The organism is Streptomyces sp. 2P-4, from assembly GCF_030167965.1.
GTDB lineage: Bacteria > Actinomycetota > Actinomycetes > Streptomycetales > Streptomycetaceae > Streptomyces > Streptomyces globosus_A.
In genome coordinates this window covers 3,091,392-3,118,183 of sequence record NZ_CP095011.1, presented here as the reverse complement: position 1 = coordinate 3,118,183, position 26,792 = coordinate 3,091,392, and the positions used below count along the sequence as shown (strand labels likewise).

The following is a 26,792-nucleotide window of genomic DNA, read 5'->3' as shown; positions in this document are numbered from 1 at the left end:
AGAACACGCCGCCGTACAGGCGTACGACCCGGTCCCATCCCCCGTATGCCGCCGCTCACTCCGGCAGCCGGACGATCGGGAAGCTGCCCGTCGCCGTCGGCGCGTGCTCCGGCAGCCACAGGACGGCCACCGCACCCGCGGCGGACCCCTCCTGGTCCGAGCCGCCCGGGGCGGCCACGTTCCGGAACGTCAGCCGTGCGCCCAGCACGCGCGCCTGCCCCTCCGCGATGGTCAACCCCAGCCCGTGGCCCCCGCCGGCCCGGTCCGTCGACCCCGTGCGGAACCGGCTCGGGCCCTCCCGCAGCAGCGCCTCGGGGAAGCCGGGGCCGTGGTCGCGGACCCGGACCACCCGGCCCTCGACGTCGACCTGGACCGGCGGGCGCCCGTAACGGGCCGCGTTCGCCAGCAGGTTGCCGAGGATCCGCTCCAGGCGCCGCGGGTCGGTGCTGACGATCTCGTCCGCGACGATCCGGACGGTCGCCTCCGGCATCTGCGCCGCCACCCGGCGCCCCACGAACTCGCCCAGCGCCAGGTCCTGGAGCTCCGCCCGCTCGGACGCGCTGTCCAGCCGGGCCACCTCCAGGACGTCCTCGACGAGCGCCCGCATGGCCCGCGCCCGGTCCAGGACCAGCTCGGTCGGCCGGCCCGGCGGCAGCAGCTCCGCCGCCGTCAGCAGGCCCGTCACCGGGGTCCGCAGCTCGTGCGCGATGTCCGCGGTCACCCGCCGCTCGGCCTCCAGCCGCTGCTGGAGGGCGTCCGCCATGGCGTCGACCGCGCGCGCCAGGTCGTCGGTCTCGTCGCGGACGACGCCGCCGACGGCGTCCCGGACCCGCACGTCGGGGTCGCCGTGGGCGACGCGCTGCGCGGCGGCGGCGGCCTTCCGCAGCCGCCGGGAGATCTGCCCGCCGATGAGCACGCCGAAGGCCGCGCCGGCGACGACGGCGGTCAGCGAGCCGACGACCAGCGCCCGGTCGAGGTCGCGCACCAGCTTGGCGCTGTCCTTGAAGGTGGTGTGCAGGGAGAGGACCTGGCCGTTGCCGAGCGGCACCGCCGCCCACACCTCGGGCAGGCCCCTGCGGGACTCCTGGATGTAGGTGCCGCGCCGGCCCGACTTGGCCTTCTCCCGCAACTCCGCGGGCAGGTCGGGGTCGTTGAGCTTGGCGCCCATCGGCGGCTTGCGGCCGGCCTCGACGTTGCGGGCGATGAACTGGACGCGGTCGAGCTGCACCTCTCGGGCGCTGTCGAGCATCGAGGTCCGGGCGCCGCTGTGCACGACGAGGCTCAGGGCGACGACGACGAGCGCGGCGACGGCGGCGATGGCCGAGGCGATCTTCCAGCGGATGCCCGTGCGGAAGGTGAAGCGTCTCATCCCTTGAGCTTGTATCCGAAGCCGCGGACCGTTTCGATCCGGTCCTGCCCGATCTTGGTGCGCAGGCGCTGCACGTGGACGTCGACGACACGGGTGTCGCCGCCCCAGTCGTAGTCCCAGACCCGCTCCAGCAGCCGGTCCCGGGAGAGCACGGTGCCGGGCGCGGAGGAGAACTCCAGCAGCAGCCGCATCTCGGTCGGGGTGAGCGCCACCGGCGCGCCCGCCCTGCGGACCTCCATGCCCTCGGTGTCGACCTCCAGGTCCCCGAAGGCGAGGATCCCGTTCCCGGGCCCGCCGTCGCCGGGCCCGCCGGCCCCGTTCGGGCCGCCTGCGTGGCCGAAGCGGCGCAGGACGGCCCGGATCCTGGCGACGAGGACGGCGCCGTCGAACGGCTTGGTGACGTAGTCGTCCGCGCCGGCCTCCAGGCCGAGGACCACGTCGATGGAGTCGGCCCGCGCCGACAGCATGATCACGGGGACGGTGGACTCGTCGCGGATGCGGCGGCACAGGCTGACGCCGTCCATGCCGGGCACCATCACGTCCAGGAGGGCGATGTCGGGCCGGCAGGCCCGGAAGGACTCCAGGCCCGACAGGCCGTCGGGCATGGCGGTGACCGTGAACCCGTCGCGCTCCAGCGCCAGGGTGGTGGCCTCGCGGATGACGTCGTCGTCCTCCACGAACAGGACATGGGTCTCGGCCATGCGCACGCCTCGCCTCGGTATCTTCGCTTCGTCGGCGGGCCGCCCGGGCCCGGGTCCTGGGTCTGCCGGCGCCGGGTCGCCCCGGGTGCCGGCGCGGCGCCTCAGCCCTTCGGGCTGACCGCCGGGGCGGGCAGGGCCCCGCCGTCGATGTTGCTGTAGTCGGTGTGCACGCGGTCGTGCTCGGTGAACCTCTCCCCGTCCCAGCGGTAGGTGACCACGTCCTCGCCGGAGGGGTAGGCGAGCGGGTCGCTCTTGCCGTACACCGGCTTGGTGACGACCAGGTCGCCCCGGTCGATCTCCGCGTAGACGGGCGGCTGCTCGTCCGAGAACACATTCTCGTACCTGCCGTCCTCGGCCCGGTACACGTAGGAGCCGCGGCCCAGGGCGTCGGCGCAGGACAGCACGTTCACCACGATGTCGGCGGCCGGGCCGCCGGTGACCTTCCCGTAGCTGACGTCGACCGGGTACTCCTTGCCCGTGCAGGGCTTGAGGTCCCGCTTCACCTGCGGGTTGACCTTGGGGTCCGCCATCAGCAGGGCGACCGGGTCGACCTTCTGGTACGGCTTCCCCGACCCGCCCGGCGCACTCGGCGCGGTGCCCGCCGGGGCCGGCGGCGAGCCGCTCTTCGCGACGGTCTCCGTGCGGGCGGGGCCGCCGTCGCGCAGCCCCGTCCCCGCGGCCGAGCAGCCGACCGCGAACAGCACGGTGCCGACGAGGACGATCGTCCCCGCCGACATCAGTACCAGCGGCCCTTTGCCGCTCAGGAGTTGGCCGTTCAGGCCGCGCACCGCTCACGCCTCTCGTACCGGATGGTGGGGTCACCGCGGTGGTCACCGCGCTCCAGCGCGCGCATGTCCAGGTTCCGGTTCTCCAGCTCCTGCCGGAGCCGGGCCAGTGCGCGGTGCAGGGTGCTCTTCACAGTACCCGTGGACATGCCCAGCGCGGCAGCGGTCTCCTCCGTGCTCATCTGCTCCCAGTGTCGCAGCACGACGACGCTGCGCTGCTTGGGGGCGAGCACCTTGAGGATGTCCATCAGCAGGGCGCGGTCGGCGCGCTGCTCGGTGCCGTCCTCGACGGAGGCGTCCGGGAGCTGCTCGGTGGGGACCTCCTCCAGCTTGCGGGCGCGCCACCACTCGGTACGGGTGTTGATCATGACGCGCCGCAGGTAGGCGTCGGCCAGGGACTTGTCGGCGATGCCGTCCCAGCGGCCGTAGGTGCGCACGAGGGCGGTCTGGAGCAGGTCCTGGGCGTCGGTGGGGTCCGGGACCAGGCGCCGGGCGCTGCGCAGCAGCGCGTCCTGCCGGGTGCGTACGTACTCCTCGAAGCCGAGTACCTCGCCGTGCGCCATCTCCGACCGCCTCCGTTCCGTGCACCGCTCGTCCGCTGCAACGGACCCGAAGGTACGGAGGCGTTGTCACGAGCCTGTGCGGGCCAGCCTGCGGTGGGCGCACGGACACCCATAGGTTGTGTAACAACGCCTGTGAGCTGGGCTTTCCCCGAAAAAAGCGGAATGGATCAGTCAGTCGGAGGCGGGATGCTGCGGCAGCCGGTACATGCCGCCGGACAGCGGTTCCACCAGCCCGTCGGCCACGAGCCCGTCCAGCGCGCGGGCCCGCTGTACGGGCTCGTTCCACACCGTGTCCAGCACCGCCTGGGGAACCGGCCCGACCGCGTCCCGCAGCACCGCGAGGAGCTTGCCGCGGACCTGCCGGTCCGTCCCCGCGTACGTCTGCCCGCGCCGCGGCGGCCCGTCGTGCGCGGGCTTGCCGGCCAGCCGCCACGCGCACTGGCCGGCCACGGGGCAGCGGGCGCAGTCGGGGTTGCGGGCCGTGCACACCAGGGCGCCGAGCTCCATGGAGGCCGCCGCCCAGCGGGCCGCGGTCGCCTCGTCCTGCGGCAGCAGCTCGCGGGCCAGGCGGCGCTCGGCCGCGGTGGTCGCGTTCGGCGGGTACTCGACGCCGGTCCGCGCGCGGGCGAAGACCCGGCGGACGTTGGTGTCGAGCACGGCGTGCCGCTGCCCGTACGCGAACGAGGCCACCGCGGCCGCCGTGTACTCGCCGATACCGGGGAGCGCCAGGAGCTGCGCGTGGTCCCGCGGCACGTCGCCGCCGTGCCGCTCCGTTATGGCCACGGCCGCCCCGTGCAGCCGCAGCGCGCGCCGCGGGTAACCGAGCCGCCCCCAGGCGCGTACGGCCTCACCGGGGGCCTCGGCGGCCAGGTCGGCGGGGCGCGGCCAGCGGGCCAGCCACTGCCCGTACACGGGCAGGACCCGGCTCACGGGTGTCTGCTGGAGCATGAACTCGCTGACCATCACACCCCACGGGCCGGCCTCGGGGCGGCGCCAGGGCAGGTCGCGGGCGTGCTCGTCGAACCAGTTGATGACCGGCGCGTGCAGCGGGTGGGGGGCCGCCGGGGCGCCGGCGGCACCGGGGGAGCCGGCGGGTGCGGTGGTGGTCGTCCGGGATGCAGTCATGGCTACCGCATCCTGGCACGTTTCAGGTCCGGCGTGCGGAGCCCGGACCGGTGAACCACATGGCCGTCGCGTTGCCGCTCGCCCGCATGGACGCGGCGATCCGGCCGACCGGCCCGGTCAGCGCCAGGACGAAGAGGGCGGCGACGATCCCGCCGCCCACCAGGCCCACGGCCACGTCGTGCGGGTAGTGCACGCCGACGAAGACCCGGGAGTACGCCATCAGCACCGCAATCGGCAGGGTCAGCAGCACCAGCCGGCGCAGCGCCAGGGCGAGGGCGACGGCCGCGGCGCCCGCGATGGCGGAGTGGTTGCTGGGGAAGGACCAGTCGCCCGGCTCCGGGCACACGGAGAGTGAGGCGGCCGCGTTCGCGACGGCCCGGCAGGGCCGCTCCTCCTGGACGAGGACCTTCACGGTCTCGGAGACCACGTACGCGAACGCGGTGGCGAGGGGCGCGAGGACCGCGAGGGACACCGCCCGCGGGCTGCGCTGCCCGCGGGCGCGCCACCACACGGCTATGAAGAGGAAACCGAATATCAGCAGCCCGAGTTCGGTCCACACTTCGAACGCCGTCTGCACCCAACCGGGTGCCGAGCGGGCGGAGTCGGTGATGTCGCGGTAGAGGTCCGAGGTGTCCATGGTGACCGACCGTACTCAACGCCCGCGGGCGGCCGCGTGCCACCCCTGGCTGATAGTCCTCCCCGCGCCCTCCGCCTCCAGGATGATCATCGGCAGAACCGGGCGGATGTGCGGCATGTAGGGCGCGGTTCGGGCCCCGGATTCTCGTAGAGTTCCGTCCGTGGGATCTATGCGCAATCCGGTCGGGCCGCTCCCCTCCTCCATCTACTGGCGACGGAGGGCCGTCCTGGCGTCCGTCGTGGCGCTCATCGCGCTGCTCGCCGTATGGGCGGTCAGTTCCGGTGGCGGCACCTCCAGTACGAACGGGAAGGGCCAGGACGGACCCGACCCGGCGGCCTCGATCACACCCGGGCCCTCGGGCACCGGGCCGGCGATCAGTCAGGCCCCGGGCGGGCGAACCGAGTCGGGCGCCGGAACCGCCAAGAACGGTGAACCAAGCTCCGGTTCGGGCGGCGGCGCGGGCTCCGGCGCCGACTCCGGCTCCGCGGCGGGCGCGGGCGGCGGCGCCGGTGCGGCCGGCGGCGCGGCCGCGGCGCAGGTGCCGGCGGACTCCCCGCTGCCGACGTGCTCGACGAGCGCCCTCCAGTGGGAGGTCAAGAGCGCCAAGAACGAGTACGAGGCGGGCGAGAAGCCGCGTCTGGAACTGATCGCCCGCAACATCACCGGATCCACCTGCAAGGTCGATCTCGGCCCCAGGCAGGCCGTCGTGACGATCCTCCAGGCCGGCATCAGCAAGGCCGTCTGGTCCTCGGCGGACTGCCCGCAGGGCGCGGGCACGGCGTTCTTCCGCGTGCCGGCGCAGGGCGAGACCAGGCACACCGTCGAGTGGGACCGCAAGCCGAGCGCTGCCGACCAGTGCCAGACGCCCCCGCAGGGCGCGGCCGTCCCCGACACCTACGTGGTGGAGGCCAAGGCCCCGGGACTGCCGGTGGCGCGGACCTCGTTCGTGCTGAAGCCGGAGTAGGCGCGGCGGGGCCGGGAACGCCGGCCCCCGTGGCCCCGCCCCCGCCCGCGTCCGTCAGACGTAGCGTTCCAGGATCGAGGACTCCGCCAGGCGGGACAGCCCCTCGCGGACGCTGCGGGCGCGGGCCTCGCCGACCCCGTCGACGGCCTGGAGGTCGTCCACGCCGGCCGCGAGCAGCTTCTGCAGCCCGCCGAAGTGCTCCACCAGCCGCTCGATGATCGCGCCCGGCAGCCGCGGCACCTTCGCCAGCAGCCGGTAGCCGCGCGGCGACACCGCCGAGTCCAGCGTCTCGGGCGAGCCCGTGTACCCCAGCGCCCGCGCCACGATGCCCAGCTCCAGCAGCTCCGGGTGCGTCAGCGCGTCCAGGGCCGGCAGAGCCTCCTCGACGGTGCGCGACCGCTTGGCCGTCGGCTCGGGCACGTAGTCCCGGATGACGAGCTCCCGCTCCTGCTCGATCCCGACCGTCAGCTCGTCCAGCTGGAGCGACAGCAGTCGCCCGTCCGTGCCCAGCTCGACCACGTACTCCGCGATTTCCGTCGCGATCCGGCGGACCATTTCCAGCCGCTGCGCGACGGCCGTGACGTCGCGCACCGTGACCAGGTCCTCGATCTCCAGCGCCGACAGCGTGCCCGCGACCTCGTCCAGCCGGAGCTTGTACCGCTCCAGCGTGGCGAGCGCCTGGTTGGCCCGGGACAGGATCGCGCCCGACTCCTCCAGGACGCGGCGCTCCCCGTTCACGTACAGGGCGATCAGCCGCATCGACTGCGAGACGGACACGACGGGGAACCCGCACTGCTTGGAGACGCGGTCCGCGGTGCGGTGCCGGGTGCCGGTCTCCTCCGTCGGGATCGAGGCGTCCGGGACCAGCTGCACGCCGGCCCGCAGGATCTTGGTGAGGTCCTTGTCGAGGATGAGTGCGCCGTCGAGCTTGCACAGCTCCCGCAGCCGGGTCGCGGTGAACTCCACGTCCAGGACGAAACCGCCCGTGCACATCGCCTCGACGGCCTTGTCCATGCCGAGGACGATCAGGCCGCCGGTGTTGCCGCGGACGATCCTCTCCAGGCCGTCGCGCAGGGGCTGGCCGGGTGCGACCGCGCTCAGGGAGGCACGCATCATGGCCTCCTGCCTGGAGCTCGCGCCCGACTTCCCGGATGCTGCTGCCCCGTCCTTGGCTGCCACTGCACTCCTCCGGTCGCGGGTTGCGCCGCCTGCGTAGGGCCGGGCGGACCAGCACAAAGTCTACCGGCGCCCGCTGCGCGCCCGCCGTGGCTTCGCCAGGTGCGCCCCGGGGGACCCCCGCACACGCCCGCCCGCAGGCCCTCCCGGGGCTATTCGCGGGCCGTCTCGCGGGCCGTCTCGCGGGAGCGCCGGCGGGGCAGAACGCGCAGCGCATCGCCCATGTCCGCGACCTCCGTGACCTTCATGCCGGCGGGCACCTTCCCCGGGTCGGCGGGCACCAGCGCGTGCGTGAACCCGAGCCGGTGGGCCTCGGCGAGGCGCCTCTGCACGCCGGTGACCCGGCGGACCTCGCCGGCCAGGCCGACCTCCCCGATGGCGACCAGGTTCTTCGGCAGCGGGACGTCGCTCGCGGCCGAGGCGAGCGCCAGGGCGACGGCCAGGTCGGCGGCCGGCTCGGTCAGCTTCACCCCGCCCACGGTGGCGCTGTAGATGTCCCGCTTGCCGAGCGCGGTGATCCGGCCGCGCTGCTCCAGCACGGCCAGCATCATCGAGACGCGGGAGGTCTCCAGCCCGGAGGTGGTCCGCCGCGGGGAGGGGATCTGCGAGTCGACGGTCAGCGCCTGCACCTCGGCGACCAGCGGCCGCTTGCCCTCCAGGGTGACGGTCAGGCAGGTGCCGGGGACGGCCTCCGCGCGGCGGGTCAGGAACAGCCCGCTGGGGTCGGCGAGGCCGGTGATGCCCTCGTCGTGCAGTTCGAAGCAGCCCACCTCGTCGGTGGCGCCGTACCGGTTCTTCACGCCGCGCACCAGGCGCAGCCGGGCGTGCCGGTCGCCCTCGAACCCGAGGACGACGTCCACCAGGTGCTCCAGCAGCCGCGGGCCGGCGATGGCGCCGTCCTTCGTGACGTGGCCGACGAGCAGCGTCGACATGCCGCGCTCCTTGGACGCCCGGATCAGGGCGCCGGCGACCTCGCGGACCTGGGCCATGCCGCCGGGCGCGCCGTCGATCTCGGGGGAGGCGACGGTCTGGACGGAGTCCAGGACCAGCAGCGAGGGGTTCACGGCCTCGATGTGGCCGAGGACGGCCGACAGGTCGGTCTCGGCGGCGAGGTAGAGGTGGTCGCTGAGCGCGCCGATGCGGTCGGCCCGCAGCCGCACCTGGCTCGCGGACTCCTCCCCGGTGAGGTAGAGGGTGCGGTGGGAGGGGCCGGAGGCCTTGGCCGCCACGTCCAGCAGCAGCGTCGACTTGCCGACGCCCGGCTCGCCGGCGAGCAGGACGACGGCGCCGGGGACGAGGCCGCCGCCGAGCACCCGGTCCAGCTCGTCGACGCCCGTGCTGCGGGCGGTCGCCGTCCTGCCGTCGACCTGCGCGATCGGCAGCGCGGCGGTCGAGACGCGGCCGGGCGCGGTGGTCCGCACGGCGGCCGCCCCCATCTCCTCGACGGTGCCCCACGCCTGGCACTCGGGGCAGCGCCCGAGCCATTTGGCGGTGGTCCAGCCGCACTCGGTGCAGCGGTAGGAGGGCCGGTCCTTGGCGGACGAGCGGGATGTACGGGCAGCCATGGCGCCCACCGTAACGGCAGGCGCCGACAGCCCGGCGTCAGTCGGGCGGTCAGCGGCTGTTCGATCTCGTCACCCGTAAGGGCTAAAACAGCTCAAGGCTTCACGGCTCCCGGCGGGCTGCCGCCTACCTTCGCCAGGGTGAACAGCAGCAACCAGGAAAGCCCCGCCCGGCGCTCCGGCGCGCAACGGGCGCACGGGCGCACGCCCCCCGAGGGGCGCGAAAGAGAACAGGCGCCCCCCTTCCGGCACGAGCCGTACCTGGACGGCCTGTTCACGTACTGCCTGTCCGTCCTGTGCGACCACGACACGGCCACCGACGTCCTCGCCGACGTCCTGGCCGTGGCCGAGCGGCACCCCGGCCGCTGCCCCGACGAGAGCGACCGCCGCGCCTGGCTCTACGCCCTCGCCCGCTGGGCCTGCCTGCGCCGCCTCGCGGAACGGCAGGGGACCCGGCAGGGGACCCGGCAGGGGGCGCACACCGCCCAGCGTGCGCCGGAGCACACCGAAGCGCACCGCGCCCCCGGCGACCGCCCCCGCGACACCGCCGCGCACCGGCGCACCGAGCTGGCCCGGCTCGCCTGGCCCGAGGCCGCCGGCACCACGCCCGAACAGCGCGAGGCCCTCGAACTCGCCGTCCGCCACCGCCTCGGCGTACCCGAGCTCGCCGCGGTCCTCGGCACCCCCGAGGCCGGCGCCCGCGAACTGCTGGCCGGCGCGGCCTGCGAAGTGGAGCGCACCCGCGCCGCCCTCGCCGTCGTCGAGACCGGCGGCTGCCCCTCCGTCTCCCGGCTCACCGGCGGCGGGCAGCTCCTGCTGTCCACCACCCTGCGCACCGAGCTCGTCCGGCACGTGGACGACTGCCCGCGCTGCCGCCGCCTCGCCGAACGCGTCGACGCCGCCTCCCCCTGGCCGGGCTCCTGCGGCATCGAGGCGGCCCTCCCCCTCGTCCAGGCCCCCCGCACCGCCGTGCACGCCGCACTCCAGCGGCCCGGCCGGAGCCGCGGCCGGCCCGCCCCGCGCTTCGACCGCACCGGCTTCCCCGTGGACCCGCGCGACCGGGCCGCCCGCCGCGACCGGCTGCGGGCCCGAGCCGTCACCACCACCGTCGTCGCGACCGTCGTCGCAGCGCCCGTACTCGCCCTGTGGACGACCCACCGCGGCGGCCCCGGCACCGGCGAACCCGCCGGCGCCGACGCCACGCGGATCTCGGCCGGCGAGGCGGAGCTCCCGCCGGGCCGGGCGGGCGGCAGCCCCATGCGGGCGTACGAGAACACCGGCGGAACCGGCCGCACCACCGGCGCCCCCGGCTTCGCCGGACCCTCGCCCTCCGTCTCCGTCGAGGTGATCAGCACCGGCGCCCCGGCCGCCCCCGACCGGCCCGGCGCCCCGGGCCGGCTCACCGTCTCCGCCTCCGCCGACGGCGCAACGACCGTGCTCACCCTGACCGCCTCCGGCGGGGCCCCGGTGCACTGGCGGCTCTCCTCCGACGGCCCCTGGCTCCGCGCGAGCCGGACCGCCGGCACGCTGGCGCCGGGCGACTCCGCCCGGATCCTGATCACGGTGGACGGCGCATCCGAGCCCGTCGGCCCCTGGACCGCCCGCGTCGGCGTCGACCCGGGAGGCGCCGTCGTCGCCGTACGCGGCAGCGGCCGCCCCGCACCGGCCGGAAGCGAGCCCCCCGCCCCCGAGCCGACGCCGACGCCCACCCCGACACCCACCCCCGAACCGACCCCGACCCCGACCCCGACACCCGAGCCGACACCCTCCGGGACCCCCGAGCCCACGCCCACCGCCACGCCGGACGACCCCGGAGGAACGGTTCCCCCACCCCCCGCCGACCCCGCTCCGTGACCGCCGCGCCCCGCCCACGAGGTGCGCGCACAGATCACCGCGGCCACCCTGGAACCAGCGGGGGACCCCGGAGGACCAGGAGGTCCGGATGAGCATGCTGGACAAGCTGAAGCAGATGCTGAAGGGACACGAGTCCAAGGTGGACCAGGCCGTCGACAAGGGCGGCGACATGGTCGACAAGAGGACGCAAGGCAAGTACGCCCGCCACGTCGACACGGCCCAGGAGCGGCTCAAGGACCAGTTCGGCACCACCGGCCGCGACCAGAACCCGCCCCCGCCGCCCGCCCCGCCGCAGCGCTGACCGCCCCGGCGTCCCGGGCGGCCGGCCCGGCACCCGGGCCGGCCGCCCGCGCTACCCCGCCGCCGGCGGGCCCGGCGGGTCCGCCGGGTGCGGCGCCATCGGCAGCAGCGACGCCAGCCGGGCCTCGCACAGCCGCACCAGCTCCGCGTACGCCTCCGCTCCCATGAGCTCGACCAGCTCCGCCCGGTACGACACGTACACCGGCTGCCCGGCGCCGTGCGCCGACGTCGCCGACGTGCACCACCAGTGCAGGTCGTGCCCGCCCGGCCCCCAGCCCCGCCGGTCGTACTCGCCGATGGAGACCTGCAGCACCCGCGTGTCGTCCGGCCGGTCGATCCACTCGTAGGTGCGCCGGATCGGCAGCTGCCAGCACACGTCCGGCTTCGTCTCCAGCGGCTCGCGCCCCTCCCGCAGCGCCAGGATGTGCAGCGAGCACCCCGCGCCCGCCGGGAACCCCGGCCGGTTGAGGAAGATGCACGCCCCCTCCCACCGGCGGGTCTGCCGCTCCCCGTCCTCGTCCCTCTGCACCCACCCGGTGCCGGTGCCCACGTCGTGGAACTGCCACAGCTCCGGGGAGAGCCGGGCCACGTGCTCCGCGACCCGCTTCTCGTCGTCCTCGTCCGAGAAGTGCGCGCCCAGCGTGCAGCAGCCGTCCGAGGCCCGGCCGGCCTGGATGCCCTGGCAGCCGCTGCCGAAGATGCATGTCCAGCGCGAGGTCAGCCACGTCAGGTCGCAGCGGAAGACCTGCTCGTCGTCCGCCGGGTCCGGGAACTCCACCCACGCCCGGGGGAAGTCGAGGCCGGTCTCGTCGCCCGCGGCCGCGGCGGGTCCTACCGCATCGGCCTTCTTGCCGCTCTTGCCGTTCTTGCCGCTCTTGGGCTTGTCGGCCTTCTTGGTGTGTGGCACGCAACCAAGCCTATGCCGCTCTTCGGGCACCCCCGGCTCCCGCCGCACAGTAGCGTTTCCCCTTATGAGACTCGGTGTCCTCGATGTGGGGTCGAACACGATCCACTTGCTGGTGGTGGACGCGCACCCCGGCGCGCGCCCGCAGCCGGCGCACTCGCACAAGGTCGAGCTGCGCCTCGCCCAGCTGCTCGACGAACACGGGGCGGTCACCCGCGACGGCATCGAGCTCCTCGTCTCGGCGATAGCCGGCGCGGCGCAGGCCGCCGAGGACAAGGGCTGCGAGGACGTCCTGCCCTTCGCGACCAGCGCCGTGCGCGAGGCCACCAACGCCGACGAGGTGCTGGCCCGCGTCAAGGCCGAGACCGGCGTCGACCTGGCCGTCCTCAGCGGCGAGGACGAGGCGCGGCTCACCTTCCTCGCCGCCCGCCGCTGGTTCGGCTGGTCGGCGGGCCGCCTGCTCGTCCTCGACATCGGCGGCGGCTCCCTGGAGATCGCCTACGGCATCGACGAGGACCCGGACGCGGCCGCCTCCCTCCCGCTCGGCGCAGGCCGCCTCACCTCGGCCTGGCTGCCGGGCGACCCGCCGGAGCCGGCCGACATCCGCGCCCTGCGGCGGCACGCGCGGGCCCAGATCGCCCGCGTCGTCCGCGAGTTCAGCCGCTTCGGGACCCCCGACCACGTCGTGGCCACCTCCAAGACGTTCAAGCAGCTGGCCCGCATCGCCGGCGCCGCCCGCTCCGCAGACGGCCCCTACGCGCAGCGCGAACTCTCGCGCAAGGCACTGGAGGAGTGGGTGCCCAAGCTCTCCGAGATGACCGTCGAGCAGCGCTCCACCCTCCCGGGCGTCTCCGAGGGCCGCGCCGCCCAGCTGCTGGCCGGGGCCCTGGTCGCCGAGGGCGCCATGGACCTCTTCGGCATCGACGAGCTGGAGATCTGCCCGTGGGCGCTGCGCGAGGGCGTCATCCTGCGCCGCCTGGACCACCTGCCCACCTGATGCCGCGCCCGGCCCGGCCGGCCGCGGCGGCCGGTCTGCCCCCGGCCGCGCGGGGCCCGTACCCTGTCCCCGTGGCAGAACCCGTCCGCGTCCCGACCGCGAAAGTCGCCCTCTCCACCGCCTCCGTCTACCCGGAGTCGACGGCGACCGCCTTCGAGATCGCCGCGCGCCTCGGCTACGACGGCGTGGAGGTCATGGTCTGGACGGACCCGGTCAGCCAGGACATCGACGCGCTGCGCCGCCTCTCCGACCGGCACGGCGTGCCGATCCTCGCCGTCCACGCGCCCTGCCTGCTGATCACCCAGCGCGTCTGGTCGACCGACCCGTGGATCCGGCTCCGGCGGGCGCAGGCCGCCGCCGAGCGGCTCGGCGCGAGCACCGTCGTCGTCCACCCGCCGTTCCGCTGGCAGCGCCAGTACGCCCGGGACTTCGTCACCGGCATCTGGCGCATGGCCGACGAGACCGGCGTCCGGTTCGCCGTCGAGAACATGTACCCCTGGCGCTACCGCGACCGCGAGATGCTCGCCTACGCGCCCGAGTGGGACGTCACCAAGGACGACTACCGGCACTTCACCGTCGACCTGTCGCACACCGCGACCGCCCGCACCGACGCCACCGCGATGGTCGACCGGATGGGCGACCGCCTCGCGCACGTCCACCTCGCCGACGGCAACGGCTCCGCGAAGGACGAGCACCTCGTCCCCGGCCGCGGCACCCAGCCCTGCGCCGAGCTCCTGGAGCGGCTCGCCGCGAACTCCTTCGACGGGCACGTCGTCATCGAGGTCAACACCCGCAGGGCCATGTCCTCCGCCGAGCGCGAGGCCGACCTCGCCGAGGCCCTCGCCTTCACCCGGCTCCACCTGGCCACCGCCCCGGCGCGCCGCCCGTGACCGGAAACGCCGCGCAGGCGGGCACCGCCCCCGCCGCGCCCGCCCGGCAGCGGCACCTGACCGAGGACTGACCCTCCCGTCCCGGCATCCGGACCGGCTGTCCGCATCCCGGTCCGGGGGCGTAGCCTCGTAACCGAGCCATATCCGCAGTCGCGGCGGCGCCCCGGCGCCACCGCACTCATGGGGAGTGAACCCGATGCCCGAGCTGAGGTCCCGCACTGTCACCCACGGCCGCAACATGGCGGGCGCCCGCGCCCTCATGCGTGCGTCGGGCGTAGCGAGCGAGGACATCGGGAAGCCGATCGTCGCGGTCGCCAACTCCTTCACCGAGTTCGTCCCCGGCCACACCCACCTCGCGCCGGTCGGCCGGATCGTCTCCGACGCCATCCGCGCGGCAGGGGCCGTCCCCCGTGAGTTCAACACCATCGCCGTCGACGACGGCATCGCCATGGGCCACGGCGGCATGCTCTACTCGCTGCCGTCGCGCGACCTGATCGCCGACTCCGTCGAGTACATGGTCGAGGCGCACTGCGCCGACGCCCTGATCTGCATCTCCAACTGCGACAAGATCACCCCGGGCATGCTGATGGCCGCGATGCGCCTGAACATCCCGGTCGTCTTCGTCTCCGGCGGCCCCATGGAGGCCGGCCAGGCCACCCTCGTCGACGGCACCGTCCGCAAACTCGACCTGATCAACGCCATCGTCGACGCGGTCAACGAGAACGTCTCCGACGAGGACGTGCTGCGCATCGAGGAGAACGCCTGCCCCACCTGCGGCTCGTGTTCCGGCATGTTCACCGCCAACTCGATGAACTGCCTCGCCGAGGCCATCGGCCTCGCCCTCCCCGGCAACGGCTCCGTCCTCGCCACCCACACCGCCCGCCGCGCCCTCTACGAACAGGCCGGCCGCACCGTCGTCGAGATCACCAAGCGGTACTACGAGGACGGCGACGAATCCGTCCTCCCCCGCAACATCGCCACCCGCGAGGCCTTCGAGAACGCCATGGCCCTCGACATCGCCATGGGCGGCTCGACCAACACGATCCTGCACCTCCTGGCCGCCGCCCAGGAAGCCGGCCTCGACTACGACCTGAAGGACATCGACGCCGTCTCCCGCCGCGTCCCCTGCCTGGCCAAGGTCGCCCCGAACGTCGCCCCCGGCGGCACCTACTACATGGAGGACGTCCACCGGGCCGGCGGCATCCCCGCCATCCTCGGCGAACTCCACCGCGGCGGCCTCCTCAACAAGGACGTCACCACCGTCCACTCCCGGGGCCTGGAGGACTGGCTCGCCACCTGGGACGCCCGCTCCGGCACCGCCTCCGCGGAGGCGATGGAGCTGTGGCACGCCGCCCCCGGATGCAAGCGCTCCGCGACGGCCTTCTCCCAGTCCGAGCGCTGGGAGTCCCTCGACCTCGACGCCGAGAACGGCTGCATCCGCTCCGTGCAGCACGCGTACAGCAAGGACGGCGGCCTCGCCGTCCTCAAGGGCAACATCGCCGTCGACGGCTGCGTCGTGAAGACCGCCGGCGTCGACGAGTCGATCTGGACCTTCGAGGGCCCGGCCGTCGTCTGCGAATCCCAGGACGAGGCCGTCGAGAAGATCCTCTCCAAGCAGGTCAAGGAGGGCGACGTCGTCGTCATCCGCTACGAGGGCCCCAAGGGCGGCCCCGGCATGCAGGAGATGCTCTACCCGACCTCCTTCCTCAAGGGCCGCGGCCTCGGCAAGGCCTGCGCCCTGATCACCGACGGCCGCTTCTCCGGCGGCACCTCCGGCCTGTCCATCGGCCACGCCTCCCCGGAGGCCGCCTCGGGCGGCACGATCGCCCTCGTCGAGGACGGCGACCGCATCCGCATCGACATCCCGAACCGCTCGATCGACCTCCTCGTCGACGAGGCCGTGCTGGAGGCCCGCCGCGAGGCCCTCGGCGGCGTCTACGCCCCGAAGAACCGCGAACGCAAGGTCTCGGCCGCCCTCCGCGCCTACGCGGCGATGGCGACGAGCGCCGACAAGGGCGCGGTCCGCGACGTCTCGAAGCTGACGGGCTGACGCACCCACCGCGAAGCCCCGGCCGCCGCACCTGCGGCGGGCCGGGGCTTCCGTGCACCCGGGCCAGGTCAGGGCTGGGTGAAGTGGCCGAGCAGGTCGGCGATCACGTGCGTGCTGCCGCCGAAGCTGTTCCACACGGCCGCACCGCCGCCCGAGACGGGCGTGGTGACGTGGTTGGGGACGGTGTCCCCGGGCCGGGTGTTCACGCTGCTGGCCGCGGGGCGCGCCGCGCCGGCCGCGTAGACGGTGAGGAACCCGGCGCCGGTGGACTCGGTCGCCGTCACGTTGAGGACGGCCCCGACGGCACCCGCCGGCAGGCCGGTGACCGCGGCGGTCGCACCCGGGGCGAGCCTGCCGGTGGTGCGGGTGTCGGCGAGGCGCTTGGGCACTGCGGGGGTGAACAGGGCCCGGCCGTCCTTGCCGTACCAGCCGACCGCGTCCACGACGACGTGGGTGGAGCCGGTGTTGGTCCACAGGGTGATGGTCCCGTCCGGGCCGACGGGAACGATCGCCTGGTTGGACTTGTCCTTGCCGGGCTCGACGTTGAGGTTCGAGGTGGCCGGCCGCCGCGCCGGATCGGGGTAGGCGATGACGTGCGCGTCTGCGGTGGCGCCCGTTCCCGTCAGGTTCAGCGCGACCGCGGTCGCGCCGGCCGGGATACCCGCGGTTCCGGCGACCTTGACCGTGCGGATCTGCCCGCCGCCCAGCGCGCCGCCCGCTGTGCGGGTGTCGGCGAGGCGGGTCGGGGCGACCGGCGTGAACCGGTGGCCGGCGCCGGGCTGGTAGTAGCCGGCGAAGTCGACGACGAGTTCCGCCCGGCCCGAGTTGAGCTGCGCCTGTATCCGGCCGTCGGCGCCGACAGGCACGGTGACCGTGTTGGAGGACGTGCCGCCGGCCCGGACGTTCACGTTGGACGTCGCGGGCCGCGGCTGACCCGACGGCCACACGCTCAGGTGCGTGTCCTCGGTCGCGCCGGTGACGGTCACATTGAGGACGGCGGCGGCCATGCCGCCGGAGAGGGCGTGGCCCGGCACGGCCTGCCCGACGGGCAGCGCCACCTGGACGGGCCCCCCGCTGTGGAGGGCGCTGCCGGTGGTGCGGCTGTCCAGCAGCCGGAACGGTGCGACGGCGGTGTACGCGGACGGCGCGTAGTCGACCTGCACCCTCCGGGTGGCGGTGGTCTCCGTCCCCTGCGAGTCGCGGACGGTGACGGTCACCCCGTAGGTGCCGGGGCGGGCGTAGGTGTGCTCGACGGGGCCCGTGTGCTCGGTGCTCGTCCCGGAGCCGTCCCCGAAGTCGACATGCACGAACCGCACGGGCCAGGGAGCCGTCGTGCCGGACGGGTCGATCCGCACCGTCAGCGGCCGTACGTGGCTGCTCGGGTCGGCCGAGGCCGGCAGGACAGGCTCGGCGGTGAAGGCCGCGGCAGGCGGGGTGGCCGCGGTGACCCGAACGGTCCTCTCGTCGGAGAAGGTGGTTCCGCCGCCGTTGACGCCCGTCACCGTGACCTTGCACTCGCACGGGGAGCGGTACACGTGCGAGGCGCGCGGCGCACCGTCCCCGGAGTCGACCGCGGCGACAGGGGCGCTGCCGTCACCGAAGTCGACCCGGTAGCTCATCATCGTCGGCCACTTGCTGTCCGAGTACGCCCGCACCTCGACGGGGGTGCCGGCCGGCGCCCAGGACGGTTCGACGTCCATCCACACCTTGGACAGGAAGTCGTGCGTCTCGCGGGCGCCGCGGTCGAGGTACCCGCCGTTGCGCCCGGTGTTGGGCACCCGGGGGTCGTCGGACATCGGGTAGCCGTCGTAGTCGGTGGTGGTCACGCCGGGAGCCGTCGCGTCGGCGGAGTCGACGGCGAGCGAGACGCTCGCTTCACGGGGATCCGAGGTCAGCAGGTCGTGGGCGCCCTGGCCGGTCGCCGCGCGGAAGGCTTCGGGCGTCGGATGGACCGCGCCGGACCAGGCGTACACCTGCTGCAGCGGGGCATTCGCGATGGTCAGGTTGTAGTCGACGCGGGTGCCCTCGACGGCACCCGGTGCGACCGCGATGCCCTGGCGGGGCTCGGCCGACTTGCAGTGGTCGGAAGTGCGGCTGTTGTGGAGCACGTTGTTGAAGAGTCCGCTGCCGGTCGAGCCGCCGCCGACGGAGGCCATCGCCCCGCAGTACCCGACGATCATGTTGTTGGTCAGGATCGTTCCGGGCGCGTCCACCGCGGTGACGGCCTGACCCCGTGAGCCGATGAGCATGCTGCGGCTCACGACGGTGTCGCGGGAACCGCCCGCGATCCGGACGCCGGCGATCTCGCTGCGGACGACCTGCACGTCCGTGCTGCCCTCGACGAGGAGTGCGTCGGGAAGGTTGCCCTTCGTCACGGAGACGCCCTCCAGCCGGATCCCGGCAGCACCGCTGATCGTGACGCCGCCGAAGGCGCGCAGACCGCTGAGCCGGACGTGGGAGGCTCCACGGATGGTCACTGCCCTGGTGTAGGCCGGCTCCGCGTGACGGCGGTCCCCGACCGGATCCAGGGCGAAGGCGATCGGCCGTCCCGGCTCGCCGGACCGGTCGATGGTGACCGACTCGTCGTACTGCTTCCCCGGCCTGATCTTCACGGTCTGCCCCGGCTGCACGACCTTGGCCGCGGCCGAGAGCGTGCAGTACGGGACGGCCTGCGAACCGGGGCCGGCGTCGGAGCAGCGGGAGGCGTCGCGGTTGTCGACGTAGAGCGTGGACGGCGTGTCGGCGGCGGCCGCGGCGCCGGGCATGCCGAGGAGGGTGACGAGGCCTGCGGTCAACAGGGTCGCCACGCGGGTGGGACGCACCAGAGGAGTTCCTTAGCGCACGGAATTGGGCGTGGACCACGAAGGGTGCGGTGCACGGCGCGCCGGCGGCCCGGCCTGTTCCCCCCGGCCCCCCCGGCCGTGCGCCCGCTGGTCCACGGAGACGGAGATCATCATCCCTCCTCGGAGATGCGGCTGTCACCTCGGGAGTGGCGCACGCACGGCCGAATGCGCAGGCCGCGGGCCGCTCTACCAGGCGGCCGGGCGGGCGGCGTCCGCAGCGAAGACCGTGCCGTCCGGGGCGGAGGCGAAGACGCGGCCGGCCGCCGCGACCGGGGCCGGCAGGGCTGCCGTGAAGGTGTTCGGGGCGGCCGCCATACGGGGCTTCGTCTGGCCCAGCGGGCGGCCCGCGGCCGCGTCCACCGCCAGCAGGCGGCCGTCCGGCGCGGACAGGAAGACGCGGCCGTCCGCGAAGACCGGCCGGGACGCCACCGCCAGGCCCGTCTCCAGCCGCCACTGCTCCTTCGCCGGGCCGATCGCCGCCAGGCCGCCCGAGGCGCCGAAGGCGTACACGACGCCGTCCCCGCCGACCGACGCCTGCGTCTGGTAGAGCGGGGTGCCCGGGCGGACCCGCTTCACGGCGCGGGTGCCGAGGTCGATCCGGACGACCGCCTCCGTCTTCCCCTCCAGGTCGCTGTCCAGCAGGAACAGCCCGCCCTGCGCCGCCCCGACCGGCTGGAGCAGCCCGGCCGTGCGCAGCTGCCAGCGGGCCGCGCCGGTCGCCGGGTCCACCGCCGCCACCCGGGTCGCGGAGCCGTCGCCGTCGGGCACGGCCGCGTACAGGGCGGGCCCCGCGGGATCCTGCGTGCCGCCCCACCACTGCGTGCCGGTGCCGCCGACCTGCCTGGTCCAGCGGACCGCGCCGGTCGCCGGGTCCAGCGCGGTCGCCGTCCCCGACGCCGACACGGCGAGGACGTGCCCGCCCGCCGCGACCGCCCGGGCGCCGCCCGGCAGCGGGTGCCGCCACCGTTCCGCACCCGTGTCCGGGTCCCGCGCCTGGAGCAGGCCGGCGCCCGGCGCCGCGGTCAGGACGAGCCCGCCCGCCAGCAGCGGGGCCTCCTGCGCGGTCCCGGGTGCGCTCCGGCCGGCGGCCGGCACGCTCCACACGGCCGTCCCGTCCGCCGCGTCGAGCCGTACCGCGGCCAGGCCCGCCCCCGCGCAGTACAGGGCCGTTCCGTCCGCCGCGCACGCGGCGCCCGCACCGCCCTGAGCCGGTCCGCCCGGACCGCCCGGAGTGACCGCCCACGGGGCGGGCGGCTGCTGCGGGGGCGCGCTCCGGCCGGCGGTACGGGCGGCCAGCGACTCCCCGCCGTCCGAGCCGGCCGCGTACACGCCGCCCGCCGCCAGGGCGGACGCCGCCAGCACCGCGGCCGCGACGGCACCGCGCCGCCGCCGCGACCAGCGCCGGGCGCGCGGCCGCGGCCCGCCGGCCTCGCCCGGCCCCCCGGCGCCGCCGTCCCCGCCCGCGCCCGCGCCCGCCCCCGGCTCCGGCTCCGGCGCGCGGCTCCGTACGTGCGTGGCGTCCTCGGCGCCGGCCCGCCCTACCGCCTCCGCGGCCGGGCGGGGCCGCGGCTGCGGGATGAACGCCTGCGTGTCCTCGCCGGTCGGGTACGCGACCGCCCGCACCTCCGCGATCAGCTCCCCGGCGGTGGGCCGGTCCGCCGGGTCCTTCGCCAGGCACCGCGCCACGACCGGGGCGAGCCGCTCCGGCAGCCCGCTCAGGTCGGGCTCGCCGTGCACCACCTGGTACGCGACGAGGTAGTGGCTGTCGGAGTCGAACGGCCCGCGCCCGGTCGCCGCGTGCACCAGCACCGCCCCCAGGGCGAAGACGTCCGCGGCCGGGCCGACCTCGCGGGGCCGCTGGAACTGCTCGGGCGCCATGTAGGGCGGCGTCCCGATCAGCTTGCCGGTCTCCGTGCGCAGCTGGCTGTCCGCGGGCCGGGAGATCCCGAAGTCGATGACCCGGACCCCGTCGGGCGCCATCAGCACGTTCCCCGGCTTGAGGTCCCGGTGCACGACGCCCGCCCGGTGGATGTCCCGCAGCGCCTCCGCGAGCCCGGCGGCGAGCCGCGTCAGCTCGGCGGCGTCCAGGACCCGCTCGCGGACCCGCTCGGCGAGCGTCGGCGCGTCGATGAACAGGGTCGCCATCCAGGGCCGTTCGGCGTCCGGGTCGGCGTCCACGACGGGCGCCGTGAAGGCCCCGCTCACCCGCCGCGCGGCGGCGACCTCCTGGCGGAAACGCGCCCGGAACTCGGGGTCGACCGCATGCTGCGGATGCACGATCTTGACGGCGAGTTTCAGCCCCGACCCGGACGTGGCGAGATGGACGACGCCCATCCCCCCGGAGCCGAGCACCCCTTCGAGCCGGTACTGCCCGGCGTACTCCGGAAAGCCCACCCAGTCCGCACGCCGCGACTGCACCGCTCCACCACCCCCGACGGAGCCTAGTCGATGCCCCGTACGGGGCCACAAGGGTCCTGCTACCCTGCGCGGGTTGCGCACCGCAGCATTTCCGGGGGGAGATCACGCATGTCCGTCGAGAACGATTCCGGCCAAGTCCAGAGCACGGCGTCCGGCTCCGGCTTCCCGACCTTTCCGATCGCTCCGGGCTACCGGGTGAACGTCCGCAGCGGGCCGGGCACCAACCACTCCATCGTCCGCGTCCTGCCGTACGGCGCATGGGTCGGCATCCGCTGCCAGTGCAGCGGGACGACCGTGACGGGCCCGTACGGCACGTCGAACATCTGGGACTGCATCGGGAACGGCGAGTTCGTCTCCGACGCGTACGTGAAGACCGGCAGCGACGGCTACGTCGCCGGCCTCTGCGGCTGACCCGCCCGCACGGCGGCCCCGGGGCGACAGCACCCGGGGCCGCCGCCGGCCACCCGGCCACCCGTCCGCCGCGTGAGACGCCCCGGCCGGGCCGCGCCCGCCGGGGGATAATCGCCGGTGTGAGCGACGACCAGCCCGAGAAGACCCCCGCCGCGCCGGCCGCGAAGGCCCCGGCGGCGCCCGCCGGAGGCCCCGAGCCGGAGCCGATCCGCTTCTTCGGCACCACCTGGCTCCACCACGACGGCGGGTACGCCCTGCGCCGGGTCGCCGCCGGTGCCGGCTCGATCATCACGGCCGCCGCCGCGGCAGTCCTGCTCCGCCTCTCCTACGAGGGCCTGGAGATCGGCAACGCCGGCTCGTTCCTGAACATCTCCGTCGTCGTCCTCTTCGCGATCTGCAGCGCCATCGCCTTCGTCAAGACCTGGGACTCCTTCAGCCGCCGGCCCGCGCCGTCCTCCGACGAGGCCGCGCTCAAGGGCCTCAAGACCATCGGTTTCATCGGCTCCCTCATCGCGTACTTCCTGCGCTGCTTCGCCGAAGCGCCCGGCGAGGGCCTGCGCCGCGCCGAGTACGAGCGCGCCGTCGCCGAGTACGAGCGCCGCCGCAGCTCCCGTGCGGGCAACCCGGCCGCGCGCGGGCCCAGGCGCAAGCGGTAGCCGAGACGGCATCGCGGCATCGCCGTCGCCGCACCCTCTGACCGCACTGCGGACACCCCCTCGCCGCCGGGCCCGCGAGTGCAAGGATGAGCAGGTGGGAGGGCGCGCCCGCCCGTGCGCCCGCAGCAACAGCAGCAGCCAGCCAGCCAGCTCGACGAGGTGACACCGCATGACCCAGACAGTCGCAGTCCTCGGTACCGGAAAGATCGGCGAGGCCCTGCTCAGCGGCATGATCCGCGGCGGCCGGCCCGCCGGGCAGCTCCTCGTCACCGCCCGCCGCCCCGAACGCGCCGAGGAACTGCGCGCCCGCTACGGCGTCGAAGCCGTCAGCAACGCCGAGGCCGCCGAGCGGGCCGACACCCTCATCCTCACCGTCAAGCCGCAGGATATGGGCCGCCTCCTCGACGAACTCGCCCCCCACGTCCCCGCGGACCGCCTCGTCATCAGCGGCGCCGCCGGCATCCCCACGTCCTTCTTCGAGGAGCGGCTCGCCGCCGGCACGCCCGTCGTCCGCGTCATGACGAACACGCCGGCCCTCGTCGACGAGGCGATGTCCGTCATCTCGGCCGGCAGCCACGCCACCGCCGAGCACCTCGCCCACGCCGAGGAGATCTTCGGCGGCGTCGGCAAGACCCTCCGCGTCCCCGAATCCCAGCAGGACGCGGCGACGGCCCTGTCCGGCTCCGGGCCCGCCTACTTCTACTACCTCGTCGAGGCCATGACCGACGCCGGCATCCTCCTCGGCCTGCCGCGCGCCCAGGCGCACGACCTCATCGTCCAGGCCGCCATCGGCGCGGCCGTCATGCTCCGCGACAGCGGCGAGCACCCGGTCAAGCTCCGCGAGGCCGTCACCTCCCCGGCCGGCACCACGATCAACGCGATCGTCGAACTCGAACGCCACGGCGTCCGCGCCGCCCTCATCGCCGCCCTCGAAGCGGCCCGCGACCGCAGCCGCGAGCTCGCCACCGGCAGCAGCTGACGCCGGCCGGAGCCGGGCCGGGGCGGAAGCGGACCCAGTCCCGCCCCGGCCGCGCCGTCCTCCGCCTCAGGGCGCCAGGAGTCCGATCGCCTCGTACGCCCGGTCCACCACCGGCCGCGCCAGCGCCCTCGCCCGCGCCGCGCCCTCGCGCAGCACCCGGTCCACCGCCGCGGGATCCGCGGCCAGCTCGGCGTGCCGCTCCCGCAGCGGCCGCAGCACCTCCACCACCGCCTCGGCCACGTCCCGCTTCAGGGCCCCGTACCCGGCGTACCCGTCGGCGAGGGCCGCCGGGTCCCCGCCCGTACAGGCGGCGAGGATGTCCAGCAGGTTCGCGACCCCGGGCCGCCCGGCCCGGTCGTACACGACGCCGCCGTCCCCGCTGTCGGTGACGGCCCGCATCACCTTCCGCCGTACCACCTCGGGCTCGTCCAGCAGGAACACCACCCCGGGCCCGTCCCCGAACGACTTGCCCATCTTCGACGTGGGGTCCTGGAGGTCCATCACGCGCGCCGCCACCGCCGGGTGGACCGCCCGCGGCACCGTGAACGTGTGCCCGTACCGCTGGTTGAAGCGGACGGCCAGGTCCCGGGTCAGTTCGACGTGCTGCCGCTGGTCCTCCCCGACCGGCACCTCCCCGGCCCCGTACGCGAGGATGTCGGCCGCCATCAGCACCGGGTACGTCAGCAGCGACAGCCGCACCCCCGCCCCCGCACCCCTGGCCTGTACGGCCTTCTCCTTGTACTGGACCATCCGCCGCAGCTCGCCGTCCGTGGCGGTGCACTCCAGCAAGTACGCAAGCCGTGTGTGCTCGTCGACGTGGCTCTGGACGAAGAGGGTGCACCGGTCGGGCGACAGCCCGGCCGCCAGCAGCAGGGTCGCCGCCTGCCGGCTGAGCCTGCGCACCCGCGCCGGATCGTGCTCGACGGTGAGCGCGTGCAGGTCGACTACGCAGAACAGGGCGTCGTCGGGTTGGTGCTCGGCCTCGACCCACTGCCGTACGGCCCCCAGGTAGTTGCCCAGCGTCAGGTGGCCGGTCGGCTTGATCCCGCTGAAGATCCGCGTCATGTCGGTGTCTCTCCCTGTCCGTGTCGGTGTGGCGGCCGCCGGCTGGTGGGGCGGCCAGGCCACTCCGCGGATGCGGGGAGGAAACGAAAAACGGCCGCCGAGGCGGCGGCCGTGAGCGCGTACGTGCTCGCGTGGTGGATCGGCCGCCGTCAGGCGGGCCACCAGCGAAGGTTCGGCACGAGTGCGCGCGTGGTCATGACGGCCACAGTAGCGGCCGACGGGCCGCCCGGCGCGGGAGTTGACACACCCTTGCGCCGTCCGTAAGGTTCTTCGAGTTGTCCGACGTGAGCGCCGACTGCGGTCGGTCCCCGGACAGCCATTCCGCACCACACACCTGAGCGAACGGCGCGCTGTGCCGTCTCGTTTTCATGCGTGTTTGCGAATGGGGAATCCGCGTTCCAGGACGCAGCCGCCGATTGGCATCGGGGGCGAGGAATCCGCTAATGTCTCACAACGCCGCAGGGGCCCAACGGCCCCCAAGGCGAATCCCGCTGACTGGGAGTCAGCCCCGAGAGGGTCTGATAGAGTCGAAACCGCCGGAAAGGGAAAGCGCGAAAGCGAAAACCCCGGAAAGCGGAGCGCGAAAGACTCTGATAGAGTCGGAAACGCAGGAAAGAAGAACGAAAGCCCGGAGGAAAGCCCCAGTAAGTGTTACTGCGGGTGAGTACAAAGGAAGCGTCCGTTCCTTGAGAACTCAACAGCGTGCCAAAAATCAACGCCAGAAGTTGATACCCCGTCCACTCCGGTGGATGAGGTTCCTTTGAAAAAGACCTGTGAGGCTTCCTCTGGAAGTGCTTGCAGGCAACAACACAGCGAGGACGCAGTGGTCAGTCGGTCCTATTCCGGCATGACTGGCCCGCTCTACGTGTGTGTGCACCGGATGACCGGTAAACATTCATGGAGAGTTTGATCCTGGCTCAGGACGAACGCTGGCGGCGTGCTTAACACATGCAAGTCGAACGATGAACCTTCTTCGGGAGGGGATTAGTGGCGAACGGGTGAGTAACACGTGGGCAATCTGCCCTTCACTCTGGGACAAGCCCTGGAAACGGGGTCTAATACCGGATACGACTGCGGAAGGCATCTTCCGCGGTGGAAAGCTCCGGCGGTGAAGGATGAGCCCGCGGCCTATCAGCTTGTTGGTGGGGTAATGGCCTACCAAGGCGACGACGGGTAGCCGGCCTGAGAGGGCGACCGGCCACACTGGGACTGAGACACGGCCCAGACTCCTACGGGAGGCAGCAGTGGGGAATATTGCACAATGGGCGAAAGCCTGATGCAGCGACGCCGCGTGAGGGATGACGGCCTTCGGGTTGTAAACCTCTTTCAGCAGGAAGAAGCGAAAGTGACGGTACCTGCAGAAGAAGCGCCGGCTAACTACGTGCCAGCAGCCGCGGTAATACGTAGGGCGCAAGCGTTGTCCGGAATTATTGGGCGTAAAGAGCTCGTAGGCGGCCAGTCACGTCGGATGTGAAAGCCCGAGGCTTAACCTCGGGTCTGCATTCGATACGGGCTGGCTAGAGTGTGGTAGGGAGATCGGAATTCCTGGTGTAGCGGTGAAATGCGCAGATATCAGGAGGAACACCGGTGGCGAAGGCGGATCTCTGGGCCATTACTGACGCTGAGGAGCGAAAGCGTGGGAGCGAACAGGATTAGATACCCTGGTAGTCCACGCCGTAAACGTTGGGAACTAGGTGTTGGCGACATTCCACGTCGTCGGTGCCGCAGCTAACGCATTAAGTTCCCCGCCTGGGGAGTACGGCCGCAAGGCTAAAACTCAAAGGAATTGACGGGGGCCCGCACAAGCGGCGGAGCATGTGGCTTAATTCGACGCAACGCGAAGAACCTTACCAAGGCTTGACATATACCGGAAACATCCAGAGATGGGTGCCCCCTTGTGGTCGGTATACAGGTGGTGCATGGCTGTCGTCAGCTCGTGTCGTGAGATGTTGGGTTAAGTCCCGCAACGAGCGCAACCCTTGTCCTGTGTTGCCAGCATGCCCTTCGGGGTGATGGGGACTCACAGGAGACCGCCGGGGTCAACTCGGAGGAAGGTGGGGACGACGTCAAGTCATCATGCCCCTTATGTCTTGGGCTGCACACGTGCTACAATGGCCGGTACAATGAGCTGCGATACCGTGAGGTGGAGCGAATCTCAAAAAGCCGGTCTCAGTTCGGATTGGGGTCTGCAACTCGACCCCATGAAGTCGGAGTCGCTAGTAATCGCAGATCAGCATTGCTGCGGTGAATACGTTCCCGGGCCTTGTACACACCGCCCGTCACGTCACGAAAGTCGGTAACACCCGAAGCCGGTGGCCCAACCCTTGTGGAGGGAGCCGTCGAAGGTGGGACTGGCGATTGGGACGAAGTCGTAACAAGGTAGCCGTACCGGAAGGTGCGGCTGGATCACCTCCTTTCTAAGGAGCACAGTACCGATTGCAGGCAAACGTTCTGCACGGTCAGCTCATGGGTGGAACGTTGATTAGTTGGCGCGAGTGACTCGAAAGGTCTCCCAGTACTGCCCTTGGGCGTGGAAGAGAGAA

Annotated in this window: 21 protein-coding genes and 1 rRNA gene; 10 read left to right on the top strand and 12 right to left on the bottom strand. The window is 73.4% G+C overall.

Going from position 1 to position 26,792, the window contains the following annotated elements:
* Positions 1-55: 55 nt before the first annotated feature.
* The 6 genes from cseC to MUK52_RS13385 form a co-directional block, all read right to left on the bottom strand.
* Positions 56-1,369, bottom strand: coding sequence for a two-component system sensor histidine kinase CseC (gene cseC / locus MUK52_RS13410; RefSeq protein WP_114053581.1), 1,314 nt, complete (start codon positions 1,367-1,369; stop codon positions 56-58).
* Positions 1,366-2,070 (bottom strand): two-component system response regulator CseB, encoded by a 705-nt coding sequence (gene cseB, locus MUK52_RS13405; protein WP_114053582.1) that lies wholly within the window; start codon positions 2,068-2,070, stop codon positions 1,366-1,368. The genes cseC and cseB overlap by 4 nt, the downstream gene beginning before the upstream one ends.
* A gap of 101 nt (positions 2,071-2,171) precedes the next feature.
* A complete protein-coding gene (locus tag MUK52_RS13400) occupies positions 2,172-2,807 on the bottom strand; it encodes a hypothetical protein (RefSeq protein WP_114058394.1) in 636 nt (211 codons plus the stop codon).
* A 38-nt stretch (positions 2,808-2,845) separates the two neighbouring features.
* Positions 2,846-3,418: a SigE family RNA polymerase sigma factor gene (locus MUK52_RS13395; protein ID WP_114053583.1), complete on the bottom strand. Its 573-nt coding sequence runs from the start codon at positions 3,416-3,418 to the stop codon at positions 2,846-2,848.
* Positions 3,419-3,589: 171 nt separating this feature from the next.
* Entirely contained in the window at positions 3,590-4,543 is a 954-nt protein-coding gene (locus tag MUK52_RS13390) for an iron-sulfur binding domain-containing protein (protein ID WP_284576435.1), read from the bottom strand.
* A gap of 22 nt (positions 4,544-4,565) precedes the next feature.
* Positions 4,566-5,180, bottom strand: a complete 615-nt coding sequence (locus MUK52_RS13385) for a phosphatase PAP2 family protein (RefSeq protein ID WP_114053585.1) — start codon at positions 5,178-5,180, stop codon at positions 4,566-4,568.
* A 169-nt stretch (positions 5,181-5,349) separates the two neighbouring features.
* On the opposite strand from MUK52_RS13385, the gene MUK52_RS13380 reads away from it, so the two are divergent.
* The gene (locus MUK52_RS13380; RefSeq protein ID WP_350206362.1) at positions 5,350-6,144 is read left to right on the top strand and encodes a hypothetical protein; all 795 of its coding nucleotides are present in this window, start codon (positions 5,350-5,352) and stop codon (positions 6,142-6,144) included.
* Positions 6,145-6,198: 54 nt separating this feature from the next.
* Here the strand turns inward: MUK52_RS13380 and disA are convergent, their stop codons facing one another.
* The gene (gene disA, locus MUK52_RS13375) at positions 6,199-7,323 is read right to left on the bottom strand and encodes a DNA integrity scanning diadenylate cyclase DisA (protein WP_114053587.1); all 1,125 of its coding nucleotides are present in this window, start codon (positions 7,321-7,323) and stop codon (positions 6,199-6,201) included.
* A 149-nt stretch (positions 7,324-7,472) separates the two neighbouring features.
* Positions 7,473-8,885, bottom strand: coding sequence for a DNA repair protein RadA (radA, locus tag MUK52_RS13370; RefSeq protein ID WP_114053588.1), 1,413 nt, complete (start codon positions 8,883-8,885; stop codon positions 7,473-7,475).
* A 138-nt stretch (positions 8,886-9,023) separates the two neighbouring features.
* Here radA and MUK52_RS13365 point away from each other — a divergent pair, with 138 nt between their 5' ends.
* Positions 9,024-10,736 carry a BACON domain-containing protein gene (locus MUK52_RS13365; RefSeq protein ID WP_284576428.1) on the top strand — a complete coding sequence of 571 codons (1,713 nt, stop codon included), beginning with the start codon at positions 9,024-9,026 and terminating at the stop codon, positions 10,734-10,736.
* 88 nt (positions 10,737-10,824) lie between these two features.
* Positions 10,825-11,037 carry an antitoxin gene (locus tag MUK52_RS13360; RefSeq protein ID WP_284576425.1) on the top strand — a complete coding sequence of 71 codons (213 nt, stop codon included), beginning with the start codon at positions 10,825-10,827 and terminating at the stop codon, positions 11,035-11,037.
* A 51-nt stretch (positions 11,038-11,088) separates the two neighbouring features.
* Here the strand turns inward: MUK52_RS13360 and MUK52_RS13355 are convergent, their stop codons facing one another.
* A complete protein-coding gene (locus tag MUK52_RS13355; RefSeq protein ID WP_284576422.1) occupies positions 11,089-11,943 on the bottom strand; it encodes a DUF3109 family protein in 855 nt (284 codons plus the stop codon).
* A gap of 64 nt (positions 11,944-12,007) precedes the next feature.
* Between MUK52_RS13355 and MUK52_RS13350 the strand changes: the two genes are divergently transcribed.
* From MUK52_RS13350 to ilvD, 3 genes are all read left to right on the top strand, one after another.
* On the top strand, positions 12,008-12,937 hold the full coding sequence (locus MUK52_RS13350) for a Ppx/GppA family phosphatase (RefSeq protein ID WP_114053592.1): 930 nt from the start codon (positions 12,008-12,010) through the stop codon (positions 12,935-12,937).
* A 71-nt stretch (positions 12,938-13,008) separates the two neighbouring features.
* Positions 13,009-13,827: a sugar phosphate isomerase/epimerase family protein gene (locus tag MUK52_RS13345; protein ID WP_114058395.1), complete on the top strand. Its 819-nt coding sequence runs from the start codon at positions 13,009-13,011 to the stop codon at positions 13,825-13,827.
* Positions 13,828-14,023: 196 nt separating this feature from the next.
* Complete coding sequence (ilvD, locus tag MUK52_RS13340; RefSeq protein ID WP_114053593.1) at positions 14,024-15,877, top strand: dihydroxy-acid dehydratase; 1,854 nt, start codon at positions 14,024-14,026, stop codon at positions 15,875-15,877.
* A gap of 68 nt (positions 15,878-15,945) precedes the next feature.
* Here the strand turns inward: ilvD and MUK52_RS13335 are convergent, their stop codons facing one another.
* Both MUK52_RS13335 and MUK52_RS13330 read right to left on the bottom strand, forming a co-directional pair.
* Positions 15,946-18,699 (bottom strand): PKD domain-containing protein, encoded by a 2,754-nt coding sequence (locus MUK52_RS13335; protein ID WP_114053594.1) that lies wholly within the window; start codon positions 18,697-18,699, stop codon positions 15,946-15,948.
* Between the two features lie 207 nt (positions 18,700-18,906).
* Positions 18,907-21,138, bottom strand: a complete 2,232-nt coding sequence (locus MUK52_RS13330) for a serine/threonine-protein kinase (protein WP_284576416.1) — start codon at positions 21,136-21,138, stop codon at positions 18,907-18,909.
* Positions 21,139-21,246: 108 nt separating this feature from the next.
* Here MUK52_RS13330 and MUK52_RS13325 point away from each other — a divergent pair, with 108 nt between their 5' ends.
* From MUK52_RS13325 to proC, 3 genes are all read left to right on the top strand, one after another.
* Positions 21,247-21,549, top strand: coding sequence for a peptidase (locus MUK52_RS13325; RefSeq protein WP_114053595.1), 303 nt, complete (start codon positions 21,247-21,249; stop codon positions 21,547-21,549).
* Between the two features lie 119 nt (positions 21,550-21,668).
* Entirely contained in the window at positions 21,669-22,205 is a 537-nt protein-coding gene (locus tag MUK52_RS13320; protein WP_114053596.1) for a hypothetical protein, read from the top strand.
* A 169-nt stretch (positions 22,206-22,374) separates the two neighbouring features.
* Positions 22,375-23,184: a pyrroline-5-carboxylate reductase gene (proC, locus tag MUK52_RS13315; protein WP_114053597.1), complete on the top strand. Its 810-nt coding sequence runs from the start codon at positions 22,375-22,377 to the stop codon at positions 23,182-23,184.
* A 66-nt stretch (positions 23,185-23,250) separates the two neighbouring features.
* Here proC and trpS read toward each other — a convergent pair whose 3' ends face one another.
* Positions 23,251-24,249, bottom strand: a complete 999-nt coding sequence (gene trpS, locus MUK52_RS13310) for a tryptophan--tRNA ligase (RefSeq protein ID WP_114053598.1) — start codon at positions 24,247-24,249, stop codon at positions 23,251-23,253.
* Positions 24,250-25,143: 894 nt separating this feature from the next.
* Here trpS and MUK52_RS13305 point away from each other — a divergent pair.
* Positions 25,144-26,666 (top strand): 16S ribosomal RNA (locus tag MUK52_RS13305).
* The last annotated feature ends 126 nt before the right edge of the window (positions 26,667-26,792 follow it).

What these genes read in the sequence shown, in the direction of transcription:
- cseC (WP_114053581.1), bottom strand. Translation starts at nt 1,369, where the DNA reads ATGAGACGCTTCACCTTCCGCACGGGCATCCGCTGGAAGATCGCCTCG.
- cseB (WP_114053582.1), bottom strand. Translation starts at nt 2,070, where the DNA reads ATGGCCGAGACCCATGTCCTGTTCGTGGAGGACGACGACGTCATCCGC.
- MUK52_RS13400 (WP_114058394.1), bottom strand. Translation starts at nt 2,807, where the DNA reads ATGTCGGCGGGGACGATCGTCCTCGTCGGCACCGTGCTGTTCGCGGTC.
- MUK52_RS13395 (WP_114053583.1), bottom strand. Translation starts at nt 3,418, where the DNA reads ATGGCGCACGGCGAGGTACTCGGCTTCGAGGAGTACGTACGCACCCGG.
- MUK52_RS13390 (WP_284576435.1), bottom strand. Translation starts at nt 4,543, where the DNA reads ATGACTGCATCCCGGACGACCACCACCGCACCCGCCGGCTCCCCCGGT.
- MUK52_RS13385 (WP_114053585.1), bottom strand. Translation starts at nt 5,180, where the DNA reads ATGGACACCTCGGACCTCTACCGCGACATCACCGACTCCGCCCGCTCG.
- MUK52_RS13380 (WP_350206362.1), top strand. Translation starts at nt 5,350, where the DNA reads ATGCGCAATCCGGTCGGGCCGCTCCCCTCCTCCATCTACTGGCGACGG.
- radA (WP_114053588.1), bottom strand. Translation starts at nt 8,885, where the DNA reads ATGGCTGCCCGTACATCCCGCTCGTCCGCCAAGGACCGGCCCTCCTAC.
- MUK52_RS13360 (WP_284576425.1), top strand. Translation starts at nt 10,825, where the DNA reads ATGAGCATGCTGGACAAGCTGAAGCAGATGCTGAAGGGACACGAGTCC.
- MUK52_RS13350 (WP_114053592.1), top strand. Translation starts at nt 12,008, where the DNA reads ATGAGACTCGGTGTCCTCGATGTGGGGTCGAACACGATCCACTTGCTG.
- ilvD (WP_114053593.1), top strand. Translation starts at nt 14,024, where the DNA reads ATGCCCGAGCTGAGGTCCCGCACTGTCACCCACGGCCGCAACATGGCG.
- MUK52_RS13325 (WP_114053595.1), top strand. Translation starts at nt 21,247, where the DNA reads ATGTCCGTCGAGAACGATTCCGGCCAAGTCCAGAGCACGGCGTCCGGC.
- proC (WP_114053597.1), top strand. Translation starts at nt 22,375, where the DNA reads ATGACCCAGACAGTCGCAGTCCTCGGTACCGGAAAGATCGGCGAGGCC.
- trpS (WP_114053598.1), bottom strand. Translation starts at nt 24,249, where the DNA reads ATGACGCGGATCTTCAGCGGGATCAAGCCGACCGGCCACCTGACGCTG.